This is a genomic window from Nocardia sp. NPDC059236 (assembly GCF_042754085.1).
Classification (GTDB): Bacteria; Actinomycetota; Actinomycetes; order Mycobacteriales; family Mycobacteriaceae; genus Nocardia.
The window spans coordinates 39,276-54,466 of the sequence record NZ_JBHZAF010000009.1; the positions used below are offsets into that span (position 1 = coordinate 39,276).

Genomic DNA, 15,191 nt, shown 5'->3' on the forward strand with positions numbered 1-15,191 from the left:
GGCCCCTGTCAAGTGCGCGAGTATTTCCGTGAAGACTGACACGTCAGTCCGAAATCTGTATTACTGTCTCGGTCAGTTCGAACCGGTCAGCAGAGGGACCGGTCGGCATCGACCAACAGTGGGGCTGTGGGGTGGTGAACATTGGTCGACAAGGCTGTTCGGGGGCCGGAACCGTTGGTACGGCAGGCAATCGAATTCGTTCTCTCGGGGCTGCGGACATTCGGACGCACCATTCAGCTGGCGATCGCGGCGTTCCGGTTCCTGGTCGTCGACATCGTCACACTGCGCCATCCGTGGCGTGACACGCTACAGCAGGGCTGGTTCATCGTCAGCGTGACGGCGATTCCCGCTGTGCTGGTGTCGGTTCCGTTCGGCGTCATCGTGGCGGTGCAGGTGGGGAGCCTGACCCAGCAGGTGGGCGCGAGTTCGGTGTCCGGCGCGGCCGGCGGCCTGGGCGTGATCCGGCAGGGCGCGCCCATGGTGACCGCGCTGCTGCTGGGCGGCGCGGCCGGGTCGGCCATCGCCTCGGATCTGGGTGCGCGCACCATTCGCGACGAAGTGGATGCCTTGCGCGTCATGGGAATCGACCCGGTGCGCCGGCTGGTCGCGCCGCGGCTGGCGGCCATGATCGCGCTCACGCCGCTGCTGTGCATGCTGATCATCTTCATGGGCGTGTTCACCGGCTATGTGATCGCCGTCGGTTTCCAGGGCGTGACGCCCGGCTCCTACCTGTCCGCGTTCGCGGCCTTCGCCAAGCTGACCGACCTGTGGGTGGCCATCGCGAAGTCGATCGTCTTCGGGGTGATCGTGCTGGTGGTGTCCTGTCAGCGCGGACTCGAGGCCACGGCCGGCCCGCGCGGGGTGGCCAATGCCGTGAACGCCGCGGTGGTGATCGGCGTGATCGCCGCCTTCGGCGTGAATCTGGTGATCACCCAGCTGGTTTCGATGTTCATCCCGACGCAGGTGGGCTGATGACACAGGTACCCGCCAGATACGCGCCGCTCGGGACGGCGGGCCGGGTCATCGGCGCGAGCGCGCAGGCGCCCATGTCCGTCTTCGAATCCCTGGGCCACCAGGCGACTTTCGTCTACGAGGTGCTCGCCGCCGTCCCGCACACGCTGCGGATCTACCGGCGTCAGACCATGCTCATCCTGTCCGACATCACCTGGGGCTCCGGGGCGATCATCGTCGGCGGCGGCACCGTCGCGGTGCTGGCGTTCCTGGGCATCGCGGTCGGCGGCTCCATCGGGGTGGAGGGTTTCACCGCGCTGAACATGGTCGGCATGGGCCCGCTCACCGGGTTCGTCTCCGCCTACGCCAATACCCGCGAGATGGCGCCCATGGTGGCGGCCATCGGCTTTGCGGCCCAGGCGGGTTGCCGCATGACGGCCGAGATCGGGGCCATGCGCATCTCCGAGGAGATCGACGCGCTGGAGGCCATCGGCATCCGGCCCATGCCCTTCGTGGTGACCACCCGCGTGATCGCGGGCGTGATCACCATCGTGCCGCTGCACCTGCTCACGCTGATCCTGTCGTACCTGTCGTGCGCGACCGTGGTGAACGTGCTGCACGGGCAGTCCTCGGGTACCTACTACCACTATTTCGACGCCTTCCTGCAGCCCGGCGATGTGCTGGCCTCGCTGGTCAAGGCGACGATCTTCGTGGTCGTCATCATTCTCATCCACGGCTACCAGGGCTTCTACGCCTCGGGCGGCCCGGAGGGCGTGGGCCGGGCCTCCGGCCGGGCCATTCGCGCCAGCCTGGTGCTGGTGGTCATCCTGGACATGATCCTCACGATCGTGATCTGGGGCCTGGATGTCGGCATCCGGATCTCGGGGTGAAACATGGCCGTGTTCAAGGACTATTCCGGCCGTAGCGCCGGTCCCTGGATGTTGCGGGCGCGCGGCCTGGTGGTCGCCATCGTGCTCGTCACTGTGACGATTGTCGTGAGTTCCTATGCGCGGGGCGGTTTCTCGGACCGGTTCGAGGTCACCGTCGATGCCGCGACGCTGGGTGAGGGCCTGGCCCCGGGCGCGGAGGTGAAGTTCCGCGGCTATGCCATCGGCACCGTCGAGAAGGTCGAGACCGTCGGCTACGGGCATCAGCGCATCGATCTCGCGATCGAGCGCCGCCAGGCCGACGCCCTCACCGACGACGTCAGCGCACGCTTCACCTCGTCGAACGTGTTCGGTTCCAGCGCCATCGAATTGGTGCCGGGCACCGACGGCAGGAAGCTGCGCGAGCACACGGTGCTACAGATCGGGGCGAACGCCACCAATGCCACCGTGGCCGGGGTCTTCCGGCGCGCCGCGCGCCTGACCCAGGTGCTGGATTCGGCGGCGGTGCACCGGCTGTTCGACCTGCTGCTCGACAATGCCCCGAGCATGGGCCCGGTACTGGAGTCGTTCTTCGCGACCGCGAAGCTGCTGGCCGACGGTCAGCAGAACACCCTGGCCCACTACCTGCGCATCGGCGGGGACATGACCGGGGCGTTCCGGGACCTGACCCCCTCAGCCGGGCACGCCATCCTGGCCGTGCTCGAGCAGAGCGCCTACTTCGGCGATCCGGAGAACCAGGCGCGCACCAACAAGTCCACCGATGGTGTGAACGACGCGGTGCTGGTGGGGCTTTCGAACCTGCTGCAGCAGAACAACCCGGATCTGGAGAAGATCCTCGACAGCATTCTGGACCTGGCGGTGCCGATCAGTGTGTCGGTGGGGTCGGTGGCCCCGGCCTGCAACCGCGTGCCGAATCTGCTGCAGGCCATGGACGGTGCCTTCCCGGTGCTGGACGGCCGGGTCCAGCTGCAGCTCGAGCTGATCGCGAAAACCATGCCGTACCTGGCCGATTCGCTGGCGAGAGGGGCGAAATGAGCGACATCACCAAATCGGCCCTCAAGCTGACCGTCTTCCTGGTGATCGTGGCCGCCTGCACCACCTTCATCGTGACGGCGCTGCGCACCCCGATCCCCGGCGACAAGGTCAGCTACGATGCCGTGTTCACCGATGTCTCCGGGCTTTTCGCCGGCGACTCGGTGCGCATGTCCGGCGTCGCCGTCGGCAAGGTGGAGTCGGTGTCGCTGGACGGTACTCGGGCACGGGTGCATTTCACGGTGGATCGGACGCGGCCGGTGTACGACAACACCAAGGCCGCCGTGCGCTATCAGAACCTCATCGGACAGCGGTACGTCGAGCTGCTCACCGAGGGGCAGGGTGGAGCGAAACTGGCTGCCGGAGCGACGATTCCGGTGGAGCGGACGATCCCGAGCTTCGATGTGTCCAAGCTGTTCAACGGCTTCGAGCCGATGTTCGACACCTTGGACCCGGCGCAACTCAACCAGTTCGGCACCAACCTGCTGCGGGTCATCCAGGGCGACGGCTCGGGTATCGGGCCGGTGCTGGCGGATCTGGACACACTCACCAAGCACGCCCGCAACAGCGAGGCTGTGATCGTGCTGCTCATCCGGAATCTTGGGATGGTCGCCGATTCCCTCGGCGGCAAATCCAAGGCGGTGGGCGATCTGGTGCAGCAGCTCTCGGGCATCCTGCACCAGTTCACGGCCAAGACCCAGGCCATGCTGAACGCGGTCGACACCGCGAAAGGCGTGCTGGGGCCGATGGTTCCGATCCTGGAGGAGGGTCGCGACGCCTACGACACCGGCTACGGACCGGTCGACGGGCTGTTGCGGCGGCTGGTGCCGCAGACCGATCAGCTCACCCAGATCCTTGCCCTCACGCCGCAATTGGTGACCGGGCTGAACCAAGCGGTGCCGGGTCAGGGCTACCAGCCGCGCATCACGTGCTCGCACGGTGAGGCAGCGCTCCCGGCCGTGGTCGGCGTCATCCTGTCCAACCAGAAACTGGTGGTGTGCAACTGATGAGAGCACTGATCGCCTATGCCGGCGAGCTGATTCGGGACGTGCTCACCGGGCGCGGGGACCAGAACACCCAATTACGCTGGGGGATGGCCGGTGTCGTGGTGTGCGTGATCGCGCTGGCCATCGCCGGGGCGCTGTATGTGATCCCCTTCGGCCAGCGCACCTACGTGGCCGACTTCAAGATCTCCGGTGGTGCGCGCTCGGGGGACGAGGTGCGGGTGGCCGGCATCAATGTCGGCAAGATTCGCGCCGTGGATCTGGTCGGCGACCACGTCGAGGTCAGCTTCACGGTGAATCACGATGTGCGCGTGGGGGATCGGTCCGCAGTCGAGGTCAAGATGCTGACCCCGATCGGCGGCCACTACCTGGCGCTGTCCCCGGCCGGGGACAAGGAGCTCGCCGCGAAGCACATTCCGCCGGAGCGAACCGCCACCCCGTTCGAGCTGAGCGACATTCTCGACAAGGGCACCCCGATCTTCGGCAAGGTCGACGCCGCCACCATGCGCGGCACCATCGGGCAGCTGAATTCGGCGCTGGCGCAACAGCCCGACGCGCTGCGCGGGGTCATCGGCAATGCCGATGAGCTGACCGGGCTGCTCGCCGAGCGCACCGACCAGCTCAACAGCGCGCTCGATGTGTCCGACGAGTACATCGCCGCCATCGCCGACGACAAGGCGCTGCTCGCGGATTTCGTGAAACAGCTGGGCGCCGTGGCCGACCAGCTGGGCAATCGCAAGGACGACATCGTGAGCATGTTCAACCTGCTCAAAAGGCTGCTGGTCATCCTGCACCGGCCGATCACGGCCTACGGCGACAGCATCGAGCCGTCGGTGACGCAATTCGAGCAGCTGGTCTCCAAGGTGACCGCGGACCCGGATCGGATCGACACCGTCATCAACGGGATGCGCGATGTCATCAACCGGCTCAACGGAATGCTGGGCACCCAGCTGAGAGTGGATCAGCCGGCCGCCGGAGTCCAGCTGTGCATTCCCTACGAAGGCAAGGCGTGCTGAATGAAATGGGGCAGAGCAGCACTCGCCGCCGGCGTCGCCGTCGCGGTGGTGGCCGCCGGGGTGACCGGGGTGTCGTGGGCGAATTCGAAACGCGATCCGAAACAGAGCGTGTGCGCGGAATTCACCGATACCGTCGGCCTGTACCAGGGCAATAGCGTGACCATGCTCGGTGTCGAGGTCGGCACCGTCGCCAAGATCGAGGGCATCGGCGACCGCATGCGGGTCACCATGAGCGTCGAGGATTCGGTGAAACTCCCGGCCGATATCCAGGCCGTCACCATGTCGAGTTCCATTGTGACGGACCGGCATGTGGAACTCACCAAGCCGTACACCGGCGGCACCCGATTCGACACCTCGCAATGCATTCCGCTGGAGCGGACCAGGACGCCGATCGGCATCAGCGAGGCGCTCGACGCCATGGGAAAGCTCGCTGGTGACCTGACCGGGGGCGGCGGTACCGGCGGCAAACCCGACACATTGCTCGACGACACCCTCACCGCGGCGAACAATGCCATCGACGGCACCGGGCAGCAGTGGAATCAATTGCTGCAGCGGCTGTCCGCGGTGATCGGCGATCCCACCCAGAAGGATGCCGTCTTCCGGCGGCTGGTCGACAATCTGGACCAGCTCACCACGATGTTCGTGACCAACTGGCCGGATATGGCGGAGGTGCTGAACAATCTGCGCGCCGGGCTCCAGCTGATCGGGCAGTTCTCGGCCGAATTCTCCGGTGCGGTGGATATCGCGGTGGAGTTCCTGCCGGTGATCGCCCGCAATGTGGGCAAATACGATCAGCAGATCTACGGCCTGCTGGATGCGGTACTGCCGCAGGCGCACACCTTCGTCCAACAGCACGAGGGCGATATCAATTCGCTGCTGGCCGCCCTGCCGCCACTGGCCGCGCAACTCCCGCAGGTGGGTGCGAAATGAGGCGCGTACCGGTCCTGAGACGCACCGCGATCCGGCTGGCGCCGCTCATCACGGCGGCCGCGCTGGTGCTGACCGGCTGCGGGGTGAAGGCCACCGACATCCCGATTCCGGGCACCTATCCCTCCGGCGACACCTATACCGTGCGAATCGAATTCGGCTCGGTGCTGAACCTGCCGGACCGCGCCAAGGTGATCGCCGACGGCGTCGAGGTCGGCATGCTCGACCACATCGATCTGATCGGCACCACCGCGGTGGCGACGGTGAAACTGCACACCGACGCCAAACTGCCGAAGAACACGACCGCGGAATTGCGGCAGTCCACGATTCTGGGCGATATCCACATCGCGCTGGATGCGCCCCAGCACGCGGACACCTCGTTTCTCGCCAACGGCGATGTGATCCCGATGTCGCAGACCATTCCCGCCACGAATGTGGAGGACATTCTGCGGGCACTGTCCAACATCATCACCGGTGGACGCTGGTCCGATATCCAGAAGCTGGTCACCGACGTGAACGCGGCGTTCCCGTCGGATCCGGCCGAGCTGGACCGGATCAATGCAGCGGGCCGCGCGGCGCTGCACGACATGGCCTCGCACACCGACGATCTGAATCGCATCCTCACCTCGGCCCAGCAGATCACCGCCAAGCTGGAATCCGGCCGCGGGGCGGTGGACCAGATCCTCACGCTCGGGCCCGACCGGGCCGCCGGATTGTCGGATGTGCTGCTGGCGGTGGTCAACCTGATCATCAGCGGCGGCCCGCTGGCCAAGAACGCCGGCGACCTGCTGCTGCCGCACGTCGGCGACTTCCGGTCGATCGTGTCGATCCTCGCGCCGACCGCGGTCACGGCCGGATACGCCGACCTGACCCTGGCGGCCGACCTCGACACCTTCCACACCCTGCTGAAGGAGAAGATCATCCCCTTCCTCGGCGCGCCGGATGTGAAGGTGCAGCGGGTGTCCGCCGATGTGCAGGCCGACCAGCTGATCACCACACTGCGCTCGATCGGGATGGTGCCCTAGATGAAACTCTCACTCTCCGGGCCGGTTTCGCTGGTCATGCTGCTGGTGCTCACCCTGGTCTGCGGCAGCTACATGGCCGTCGGCGTGCTGAATCTGGACCCGCGCCGCCAGCACAACACCGTCACCGTGCTGCTGGACAGCTCCGGCGGCCTGATGAAGACCTCCGAGGTGACGCTGCGCGGCCTGCCCATCGGCAAGGTCCGCGATATCGGCGCCACCGGACGCGGATTGGCCGTCACCCTCGAATACGACTCGAAATACCGGATTCCCGTGGACAGCGTGGTGCGGATCGCCAACCTGTCGGCGGCGGGGGAGCAATTCCTCGACTTCCGGCCGAGCGGCACCCAGGGGCCGTTCCTGCACGACGGCAGCGTGGTGCCGAACCGACAGGTCAAGATCGCGACCACCGTCGGTGACGCGCTCGCCGAGCTGGACGCGCTGACCGCGCAACTGGATCCGGCCAAGCTGCAGAACCTGGCCACCACGGTCGCCGCCGGATTCGAGGGCCGCGATGCCGATGTCGCCAACCTGACCAGGGCGCTGGTCGGCACCGCGAACCTGTTGCGGGACAAGCGCGATGCCATCGCACGGCTGTACGCGAACGTGCAGAACCTCGGCGACAAGTTCGACGGGCGCGCCCTCACCCTGAGCGCGGCCGCCGGGGACATCGACACCGCGCTGCCGGAGCTGCTGCACATCATCGCCGCCTTCCAGAACTACTCCTACATCGGCGAAAAGATCTACGACGATCCGATCGGGCCGCTGGTCACCAAGATCAATGACTATCTGCAGCTGATCGGGCCCGACCTGAGCCATATCGCCACCGTCCTGAAACCCGCGACCAGCGCGATCAAACCGCTGCGCGTCGACGCCGGCTCGATCGTGGACCTGCTGTCCACGGTGTTCCCCGGCGATGGCGCCGCCCATGTGGCCATCGACATTCCTCGCTAGAGAGAAGGCAATTCGTGAGTGAGAACGAGAACACCGCGCACAACGACGAGACCGAGGAGACCGGCGCAACCGAGCAGACGGGCGCGACCGAGCAGACCGGCGCAGCCGAGCCGACCGGCGCGGCGGAACCGATCTCGATTCCGGTCCCCGCGCCCTCGAAAACCGTGCCCGCCAAGAGTTTCGGCGAACGCGCCTACCCGGTGGCGACCGTCGCCGCCGCCGTGCTCGCGGTGGTGGCCGTGGTCCTCGGCGTGCTCTGGCACAACTCCTCCGGCGACTACCACGCGCTGAAGAACGGCCAGGCCGACCGCGACCGCGCCGCCCAGGTGGCCAAGGACTACACCCTGCGCTCGCTCACCTACGACTACCGCAACCTGCCCGCCTTCTTCGACGGCGTGGAGCGCGGCACCTCGGATGCGCTGCGCGACAGGTACACCCAGGTGCACGACACCCTGGCCAAGATCATGACCGACGCCCAGGTGGTGGCGACCGGTGATGTGGTCGGCAGCTCGGTGGAGGCCAAGGGCAACGACCAGTACACCGTCACCGTCTACGCCACCCAGAAGACCCAGAACGTGCAGCAGACCGAGCCGGCGACCGTGCCGAACCTGCTGGTGCTGACCGTGGCCAAGAGCGGCGGCGACTGGCTGGTCACCGATTACGGCCCCAAGGACCTCGGCCAGAAGGGCGGGGCCGCCAAATAACCTCGCGACGCATCGGGCGGCCGCCGCAGCCCGAACTCCCGTCGCGGCGCCGCCGGCAGATCATCGAGGCCGCCTTCGAGGTCTTCACCGCCAACGGCTACGAGGCCACCGCCATCTCCGAGGTGGCCGCCCGGGCCGGGATCGGACAGGGCACCGTCTACCGCTACTTCGGCAGCAAGCGCGAAATCCTCGACCACGTCATCGATCTCGGCATCGAGAAAGTGACCGACGCCATGGAACTCGACACCGTCCTCGGCGCCGCGGGCGAGGTCGGCGAGCTGGTCGCGGCGGTGCGAGCGGCCCTCGACCGGCTCTGGGACCTGCTCGAACGGGAGCCGCAGGTGCTGCGGCTGCTGGTGGTGGAGGCCGGGGCCATCGATCCGGAGCTGGCGCACCGGCTGCTCGGGCTGGAGGCGCTGACCGCCTCGCTCATCGCGGGGGAACTGACACGCGGCAGGGAGGAAGGGTGGATTCGTCCCGATATCGACCCGGACGTGCTGGGGCACACCATCCTCACCATGGTCGGGCCGTGGATCATGCGGGAACTGCTGGGCGCGGCCAATCCGGGCATCCGGGAGCGCAGCATGACCGCGGTGATCGACGTTCTCGACAAGACCCTGCGCCCCCGGAGCGCCCCGCCGTGACGGCCGGCCGGGCAGAGCGCGGCCGCCACCCGCGCGCCGCACAGCGCCGGGCCGAATTGGTCGGCGCCGCCTACGAATTGGTGGTCACGCGCGGCTTCCGCGGCATCGGCGTGGACGACATCGCCACGGCCGCCGGGGTCAGCCACGGCACCTTCTACAACTACTTCGCCAACAAGCGCGACATTCTCGACGCCGTCATCGACCACTGCTTCACCCTCATTCGCACCCGCCTGCTGGGGCCCGAGGGGGACGACATCCCCGCCACCCTCGACGCCTTCTGCGCGCGCTACGCCCGCGTCGTCGACCGCTGCTACGACCTGGTCGAGACCGAACGCGGGCTGGTGAATTTCTTTCTGCTGGAGGCCTCTTCGATCGACGATCGAGTCCTGGACCGCTGCCTGCACCATGCCCGCGCCTATGGGGCGCAATCGGTGGAGGTGGTGCGGCGCGGGATCGCCCACGGGTACCTGGATCCGTCGCTCGATCCGGAGATCGCGGGGGAGGTCCTGCTCTCGATCCTGGTCTCGGCGTTGCTGTCGGCGCTACGTGCCGGATCCGACGGGCTCTCCCAGGACCGTGTTCGCACCCAACTGGTCTGCTTTCTCCGGATTGCACTCGCCGGCGACCCGGAATGACCGTGCGCGGCTGCCCAGGGCCCTCCGGGGACGGTGCTATGTTCGCCGGGTGGGGAGAAGATCAACTGTGGGCTTCGAGGTGACCGGGCTGTTGCACGATCCCGAGCGGGTGGCGTGAAGGCCCGGCTCGAGCGGGCGGCCGGCGAGCGGGCGGCGCGCATCGCCGAGCGGATCGCACCGTATCTGCCCGCGGCCGGGCGGGTGCTCGACGTCGGCTCCGGGACCGGCCACAATGCGGACCTGCTGCGCAAGATCACCGGGCTCGACGTGATCGAAACCGATGTCGTGGACATGCATGTCGTGGGGCACGGGCCGGTGCTGTGCGCGGACGGCGTGCTGCCGTTTCCCAGTGACGCCTTCGAGACAGCGCTGGTCCTGCACGTCTTGCAGTCTCCCGCCGATCCCGCGGCCGTGCTCGGTGAGACGGCCCGGGTGGCGTCGCGCGTGATCGTGCTCCAGTCCACCTCGGACGGCCGGCTGGGCCGCGCGTCGCTGGTGGTGCGCGGATTCTTCTTCGGCCGCTTGGCCTTTCAACTCTCCCGGCTGGTCGGCTTCGTGGATTCCGGCATGGCGGCGGGTATCGCCCTCCAGGTACGGCGCGTGCTGTCCCGCGACGATGTCCGAGCCGCAGCGCGGGCGGCCGGGTTACGGGAGATCGCCTACGACCCGGACCGCTGGCCGGCCCCCTTCGGCGGGCGCGACCTGTTCGTCTTCGACAGGTCGCGATGAGGCTGTCGGTCATCGCTGCCGACTGAGCTACTTTGGAGGCCGCTCGAGCGGGTGGCGGTTTCGTGGCTGCCCGGGGATGGAATGGAGACGGTATGGCGGGCAATGGTGCCGGGCGGTTCGAGGACCGGGTCGCGGTGGTGACCGGGGCATCCTCCGGGTTGGGGCGGGCCGTGGCGCAGTCGCTGCGTGACGGCGGGGCTCGGGTGTTCGGGGTGGGGCGCGACGAGGCACGGTTGAAGGCGGCACTCGAAGGCGACGAAACAGGCTGGCTGGCAGCGGATCTCACTGATCCGGGCGCGTCCGCGGCGGTGGTGCGGGCGTGTACGGAGCGATTCGGCGGGATCGACATTCTGGTCAATGCGGCAGGGGCGCACACCATGCGGCACACCGCCGAGGTCAGTGACGAGGAGTGGCAGTACGACCTGGCCGTCAACCTCAGCGCGCCGTTCTTCCTCTCCCGTGCCGCGCTCCCACAGCTGCTCGAGCGCGGCGGCTGCATCGTCAACGTCGCCTCGATCGCCGGCCTCGAGGGCCAGGCCTACTCGGCCGGCTACTGCGCCGCCAAACACGGCCTCATCGGCCTCACCCGGGCCATGGCCCTCGAATTCGACAGCAGCGCAATCCGGATCAACGCCGTCTGCCCCGGCGGCATGACCACGCCCCTCCTGGAGAACTTCACCTTCCCCGCGGACCCCGACTACACCCTCATCATGAAAACCGCGTCCGCCCGCGGCCTCATGGACCCGGCCCAGGTGTCCAACGTCGTCACCTTCCTCTGCTCCGAGGAAGCCTCCGCGGTCCACGGCGCCATCTACACCGTCGACAACGGCAAGATGTCCCTCTGACCCCACCCCGCGACCGCGGAATCAGCCGCCGCAAGCCGTCCGGCAGCGAAACGAGTACGGCCGCGGCGGGTGACGCCGCGGCCGCACACCGGCTCGGGTAGCTCAGATTCCGCTGGGGAAGGTGAGGGTCATCAGGCCCGGCCAGACCCCGGACCAGGGTTGCAGGGGATCGTGGCAGACGTAGACGGTGACCAGGCGTTCCAGGCCGGGGAGGCCGTTGGGGTCGTCGAGGCGGGTGACCTGGGTGGTGGAGGCGAACTTGGCGAGGAACTCCTTGTCGCCCACGCCGTCCACGGACAGGTAGACGATGGTGCGAGCCGAGTCCGGCGGCGGGCCGAAGTAGCCGAAGCCGCGGTTGGGGCTGTAGACCGGCGGCATGTTGTAGGCGCGGCCGAATTCCTCCAGCGCGCTGGCCTGCACGTACGCGGTCGCGACCACCGCGGTGTTGCCGCGCTCGGATTCGGGCAGTCCGGCCACCGCGTCGGCGACCGCCTTGGTGAAGGTTTCGTAGCCGGCCGGGCCGGTCAGCGACTCGCGCTGCCAGTACTGGGCCTGGTCGGTGATCGGGCGATCGATCCCGGTGAAGTCCCGGGCCCACGCCCAGCTGTACGGCACCGGGATCGCGCACATCCACGCCGTGTACAGGACGGCCGACAGCACCGCCACGGCGTTCACCGCCTTGCGCACCTGACGCCGCGCCTCGACCGTGCTCAGCGCGAACGCGCCCGCGCCGATCAGGGCCGGCCAGAAGCCCGCGACGTAGTACGAGCGGCCGTTCTCGACGAGGACGATCACCAGCAGTCCCACGCCCGCGATCAGGGCGAAACGGTAGGGCCGCAACGACTCCAGCCGCACCAGGCCCCACAGGCCCAGGATGCTCAGCAGGCCGCCGAGCAGGCCGCACTGGACGGCGATCTCCACCGCGCAGACCAGCGGTCCGGTGTGGGCGGCGTACTGCTCCTGGGCGATGATCGCGGTCATCTTGGATTCCACCCAGTCGTGGTCCATCTGCCACAGGATGCCGGGAATCATCGAGACCGTGAGGATCAGCGTGCCGACGTACAGCGCCGGGCGGCGCAGCAACTCGCGAGGTCCGGCGATCAGCACGCCCAGACCCAGCAGCGCCCACACACCCGGCATCATCCACTTCGCCTGGAACGCCACCGCCGCTACCACGCCGGCGACGATCAGCAGCCAGTCCTGCCGGGTCCGCACCCAGCGAATCAGCAGCCAGACGATCGCCGCCTGCAGGGGAATGTCGAAGGTCAGCGTGATCAGCTGCATCTGGTTGAACGCCAGCGGCGAGACCGCGTAGGCCGCCGCGGCGAGCACCTGATACCGCGCGCCCGCCCCCAGCTCCCGCGCGGTAGCGGCCGCCACCACCGCCGCGGCCGCCATCAGCAACAGCGCCGGAATCCGCAGCGCCAGCACCGAACCCGGCGCGATCACATCCATGAGGTGCGCGACGAACGGCGCCAGCGGCCCCTGATCGGGATAGGCCCACGCCAGCCGCCGACCGGCCGCCAGGAAGTACAGCTCATCGCCGAAGTAATTGACCCGCGCCGCGGGCACGCCGAGCACGATGGCGAAGCCCAGGGACACGGCGAGCACGCCGCGCCAGGCGAACGGCACCGGATCGGCTGCCGTTTCGGCGGCGTCCACCTCGGGCGCCGCGTCGATCGTTGACATCCATCCTCCCGGACCACGAAAAAACGCCCGGCAACACCGAATTTTCGGCGAGGCCGGGCGTCGATCAGGCTGCAGAATAACTGGTTTCCGCCGGTTTGGTCGCCCCATTCTTTTCCGGGGCTTGCCCAGGCGCTACCGGTCGCCCACGATGCCCACGCCGAAACCCCGGGTCAACCCCTGATCGCGGCCCTCGCGACGCCCTGGAACCAGGGCGGTTTCTCCCGGCCGCGAGCCCGTCGGGAGGAAACTGGAGGAATGGCGACGATGAGAGCGTGGCGGGTCGAGCGGCCGGGCCCGGTCGATGAGCGGCCGGTGATCTTCGAACAGATGTCCGTACCCGAACCCGCCGCCGGGGAGTTGCTCGTCCGGGTGCTGGCATGCGGGGTGTGCCGGACCGATCTGCACGTCGCCGAGGGGGATCTGGCGGTGCATCGGCCCGGGGTGGTCCCCGGACACGAGGTCGTCGGTGAGGTCGTGCAGGTGGGGGCGGGGGTGGACGGCGAGATCCGGGTGGGCGATCGGGTCGGGATCGCCTGGCTGCGGCACACGTGTGGAGTGTGCAGGTTCTGCCGAAGGGGCGACGAGAACCTGTGCCCCGAGTCGCGCTACACCGGCTGGGACGCCGACGGCGGCTACGCCGAATTCGCCACCGTGCCAGCGGATTACGCGCTACCCCTGCCCGGCGGATACACCGATGCCGAGCTCGCGCCGCTACTGTGTGCGGGCATCATCGGGTACCGGGCGTTGCGACGGGCGGCGCTGCCGCAGGGTGGACGTCTCGGTATCTACGGATTCGGCGGGAGCGCCCATCTGGCTGCGCAGGTGGCGCTGGCGCAGGGCGCGGAAGTTCACGTGATGACCCGCGACAAGGAGGCCCGGGAGCTCGCCCTGGAGCTGGGTGCGGCCTCGGCGCAGGGTGCCGCCGACGCACCCCCCGAGCCGCTCGATTCGGCGATTCTCTTTGCGCCCGTGGGTGATCTGGTGCTGCCCGCCCTGGCGGCGCTGGATCGCGGTGGCGTGCTGTCGATCGCCGGCATCCACCTCAGCGACATTCCGCCGCTGAACTACCAGCGGCATCTGTTCCAGGAGCGGGAGATTCGATCCGTCACCGCCAATACCCGGCAGGACGCCCGGGATTTCCTCGCCTTCGCGGGCGGCCATCGCCTCGAGGTGACCGTCCATCCCTACCCGCTCGAGGCCGCCGATCGGGCCCTCCGGGATCTGGCCCACGGGCGATTCGCGGGCGCAGCGGTCCTGGTGCCTACTTCTGGAGGGTGAACTGCACGACGTCCAGGTGGCCCGCCCGGAAGTAGTACGCACTCCCGGTCAGGTACCGGATATACCGCTGGTAGACCTCCTCGGAGGTGATCCGGACCGCCTCGTCGTGATGCGACTCCAGCGCCGCCGCCCACAGGTCGAGGGTCTTGGCGTAGTGCGGCCGCAGCGACTGGATCCGCGAGGTCCGGAAGCCCACCGCCTCCGCCTCCCGCGGGACCGTATCGGGTTGCGGCAGTTGGCCTCCGGGGAAGATCTCCCGCTTGACGAAGATGTGGAACAGCGCATCCTCGCGGGTGACCGGGATCTCGGCGGACCGCAGCTCGGCCAGGGTGCGCCCGACGATGGTGTGCAGCAGCATGCGTCCGTCCGGGGGCAGCATCCGATGGCACCGGGTGAAGAATTCCGCATACCGCTCCTTGCGGAAGTGCTCGAAGGCCCCGATGCTGACGATCCGATCGGCGGTGCCCTCGAATTCCTCCCAACCCTGCAGCCGCACTTCGGCTTCGGAGATACCGAGTTCCCGCAGCCGTGTCTGGACCGACTCGAATTGATTGCGGCTCAGGGTCAGTCCGATCACCCGTACCCCGTAGGTCAGCACCGCCCGGATCATGGTCGACCCCCACCCGCAGCCGACATCGAGCAGTGTCATCCCGGGCTCGAGTCCCAGCTTGCCCAGGGCCAGGTCGATCTTGGCCAGTTGGGCCTCCTCCAGGTTCATGCCCGCGCGGTCGAAGTAGGCGCAGCTGTAGGTCATGGTCGGGTCGAGGAACAGCGCGTAGAAGGCGTCCGACAGGTCGTAGTGGGACTGCACCTGCCGGTAGAAGGGCGCGAGCTGGGCCATGGCGGCGATCTCCTGAGGCGAGCGGGCATCCGG

16 protein-coding genes are annotated in these 15,191 nt (G+C 68.0%); 14 read left to right on the forward strand and 2 right to left on the reverse strand.

Annotation, left to right across the window (positions count from 1 at the left end):
* Positions 1-141 precede the first annotated feature (141 nt).
* From ACFXIV_RS23750 to ACFXIV_RS23810, 13 genes are all read left to right on the forward strand, one after another.
* Positions 142-972 (forward strand): MlaE family ABC transporter permease, encoded by an 831-nt coding sequence (locus tag ACFXIV_RS23750; protein WP_379384824.1) that lies wholly within the window; start codon positions 142-144, stop codon positions 970-972.
* A complete protein-coding gene (locus tag ACFXIV_RS23755; protein WP_379403256.1) occupies positions 972-1,841 on the forward strand; it encodes an MlaE family ABC transporter permease in 870 nt (289 codons plus the stop codon). Before ACFXIV_RS23750 ends, ACFXIV_RS23755 begins: the two co-directional genes overlap by 1 nt.
* Before the next feature lie 3 nt (positions 1,842-1,844).
* Complete coding sequence (locus ACFXIV_RS23760; RefSeq protein ID WP_379403257.1) at positions 1,845-2,873, forward strand: MlaD family protein; 1,029 nt, start codon at positions 1,845-1,847, stop codon at positions 2,871-2,873.
* On the forward strand, positions 2,870-3,877 hold the full coding sequence (locus tag ACFXIV_RS23765) for an MCE family protein (RefSeq protein WP_379403258.1): 1,008 nt from the start codon (positions 2,870-2,872) through the stop codon (positions 3,875-3,877). The genes ACFXIV_RS23760 and ACFXIV_RS23765 overlap by 4 nt, the downstream gene beginning before the upstream one ends.
* Complete coding sequence (locus ACFXIV_RS23770) at positions 3,877-4,890, forward strand: MlaD family protein (RefSeq protein WP_379403259.1); 1,014 nt, start codon at positions 3,877-3,879, stop codon at positions 4,888-4,890. The genes ACFXIV_RS23765 and ACFXIV_RS23770 overlap by 1 nt, the downstream gene beginning before the upstream one ends.
* The gene (locus ACFXIV_RS23775; protein WP_379403260.1) at positions 4,891-5,820 is read left to right on the forward strand and encodes an MCE family protein; all 930 of its coding nucleotides are present in this window, start codon (positions 4,891-4,893) and stop codon (positions 5,818-5,820) included.
* Complete coding sequence (locus tag ACFXIV_RS23780) at positions 5,817-6,842, forward strand: MlaD family protein (protein WP_379403261.1); 1,026 nt, start codon at positions 5,817-5,819, stop codon at positions 6,840-6,842. The genes ACFXIV_RS23775 and ACFXIV_RS23780 overlap by 4 nt, the downstream gene beginning before the upstream one ends.
* Positions 6,843-7,793, forward strand: a complete 951-nt coding sequence (locus ACFXIV_RS23785) for an MlaD family protein (RefSeq protein ID WP_379403262.1) — start codon at positions 6,843-6,845, stop codon at positions 7,791-7,793. It begins immediately after the preceding gene.
* Positions 7,794-7,807: 14 nt separating this feature from the next.
* Positions 7,808-8,497, forward strand: coding sequence for a hypothetical protein (locus ACFXIV_RS23790; RefSeq protein ID WP_379403263.1), 690 nt, complete (start codon positions 7,808-7,810; stop codon positions 8,495-8,497).
* Positions 8,498-8,559: 62 nt separating this feature from the next.
* Complete coding sequence (locus ACFXIV_RS23795) at positions 8,560-9,141, forward strand: TetR/AcrR family transcriptional regulator (protein ID WP_379403277.1); 582 nt, start codon at positions 8,560-8,562, stop codon at positions 9,139-9,141.
* On the forward strand, positions 9,138-9,776 hold the full coding sequence (locus tag ACFXIV_RS23800; RefSeq protein WP_379403264.1) for a TetR/AcrR family transcriptional regulator: 639 nt from the start codon (positions 9,138-9,140) through the stop codon (positions 9,774-9,776). The genes ACFXIV_RS23795 and ACFXIV_RS23800 overlap by 4 nt, the downstream gene beginning before the upstream one ends.
* A 114-nt stretch (positions 9,777-9,890) precedes the next feature.
* On the forward strand, positions 9,891-10,505 hold the full coding sequence (locus ACFXIV_RS23805) for a methyltransferase domain-containing protein (RefSeq protein WP_379403265.1): 615 nt from the start codon (positions 9,891-9,893) through the stop codon (positions 10,503-10,505).
* A 92-nt stretch (positions 10,506-10,597) separates the two neighbouring features.
* Entirely contained in the window at positions 10,598-11,350 is a 753-nt protein-coding gene (locus ACFXIV_RS23810) for an SDR family NAD(P)-dependent oxidoreductase (RefSeq protein WP_379403266.1), read from the forward strand.
* Between the two features lie 102 nt (positions 11,351-11,452).
* Here the strand turns inward: ACFXIV_RS23810 and ACFXIV_RS23815 are convergent, their stop codons facing one another.
* The gene (locus tag ACFXIV_RS23815; protein ID WP_379403267.1) at positions 11,453-13,039 is read right to left on the reverse strand and encodes a glycosyltransferase family 39 protein; all 1,587 of its coding nucleotides are present in this window, start codon (positions 13,037-13,039) and stop codon (positions 11,453-11,455) included.
* A gap of 264 nt (positions 13,040-13,303) precedes the next feature.
* Between ACFXIV_RS23815 and ACFXIV_RS23820 the strand changes: the two genes are divergently transcribed.
* Positions 13,304-14,317 carry a zinc-binding alcohol dehydrogenase family protein gene (locus ACFXIV_RS23820; RefSeq protein WP_379403278.1) on the forward strand — a complete coding sequence of 338 codons (1,014 nt, stop codon included), beginning with the start codon at positions 13,304-13,306 and terminating at the stop codon, positions 14,315-14,317.
* Here ACFXIV_RS23820 and ACFXIV_RS23825 read toward each other — a convergent pair.
* Positions 14,301-15,158, reverse strand: a complete 858-nt coding sequence (locus ACFXIV_RS23825; RefSeq protein WP_379403279.1) for a cyclopropane mycolic acid synthase family methyltransferase — start codon at positions 15,156-15,158, stop codon at positions 14,301-14,303. The two genes, ACFXIV_RS23820 and ACFXIV_RS23825, sit on opposite strands and share 17 nt — an antisense overlap.
* Between the last annotated feature and the right edge of the window lie 33 nt (positions 15,159-15,191).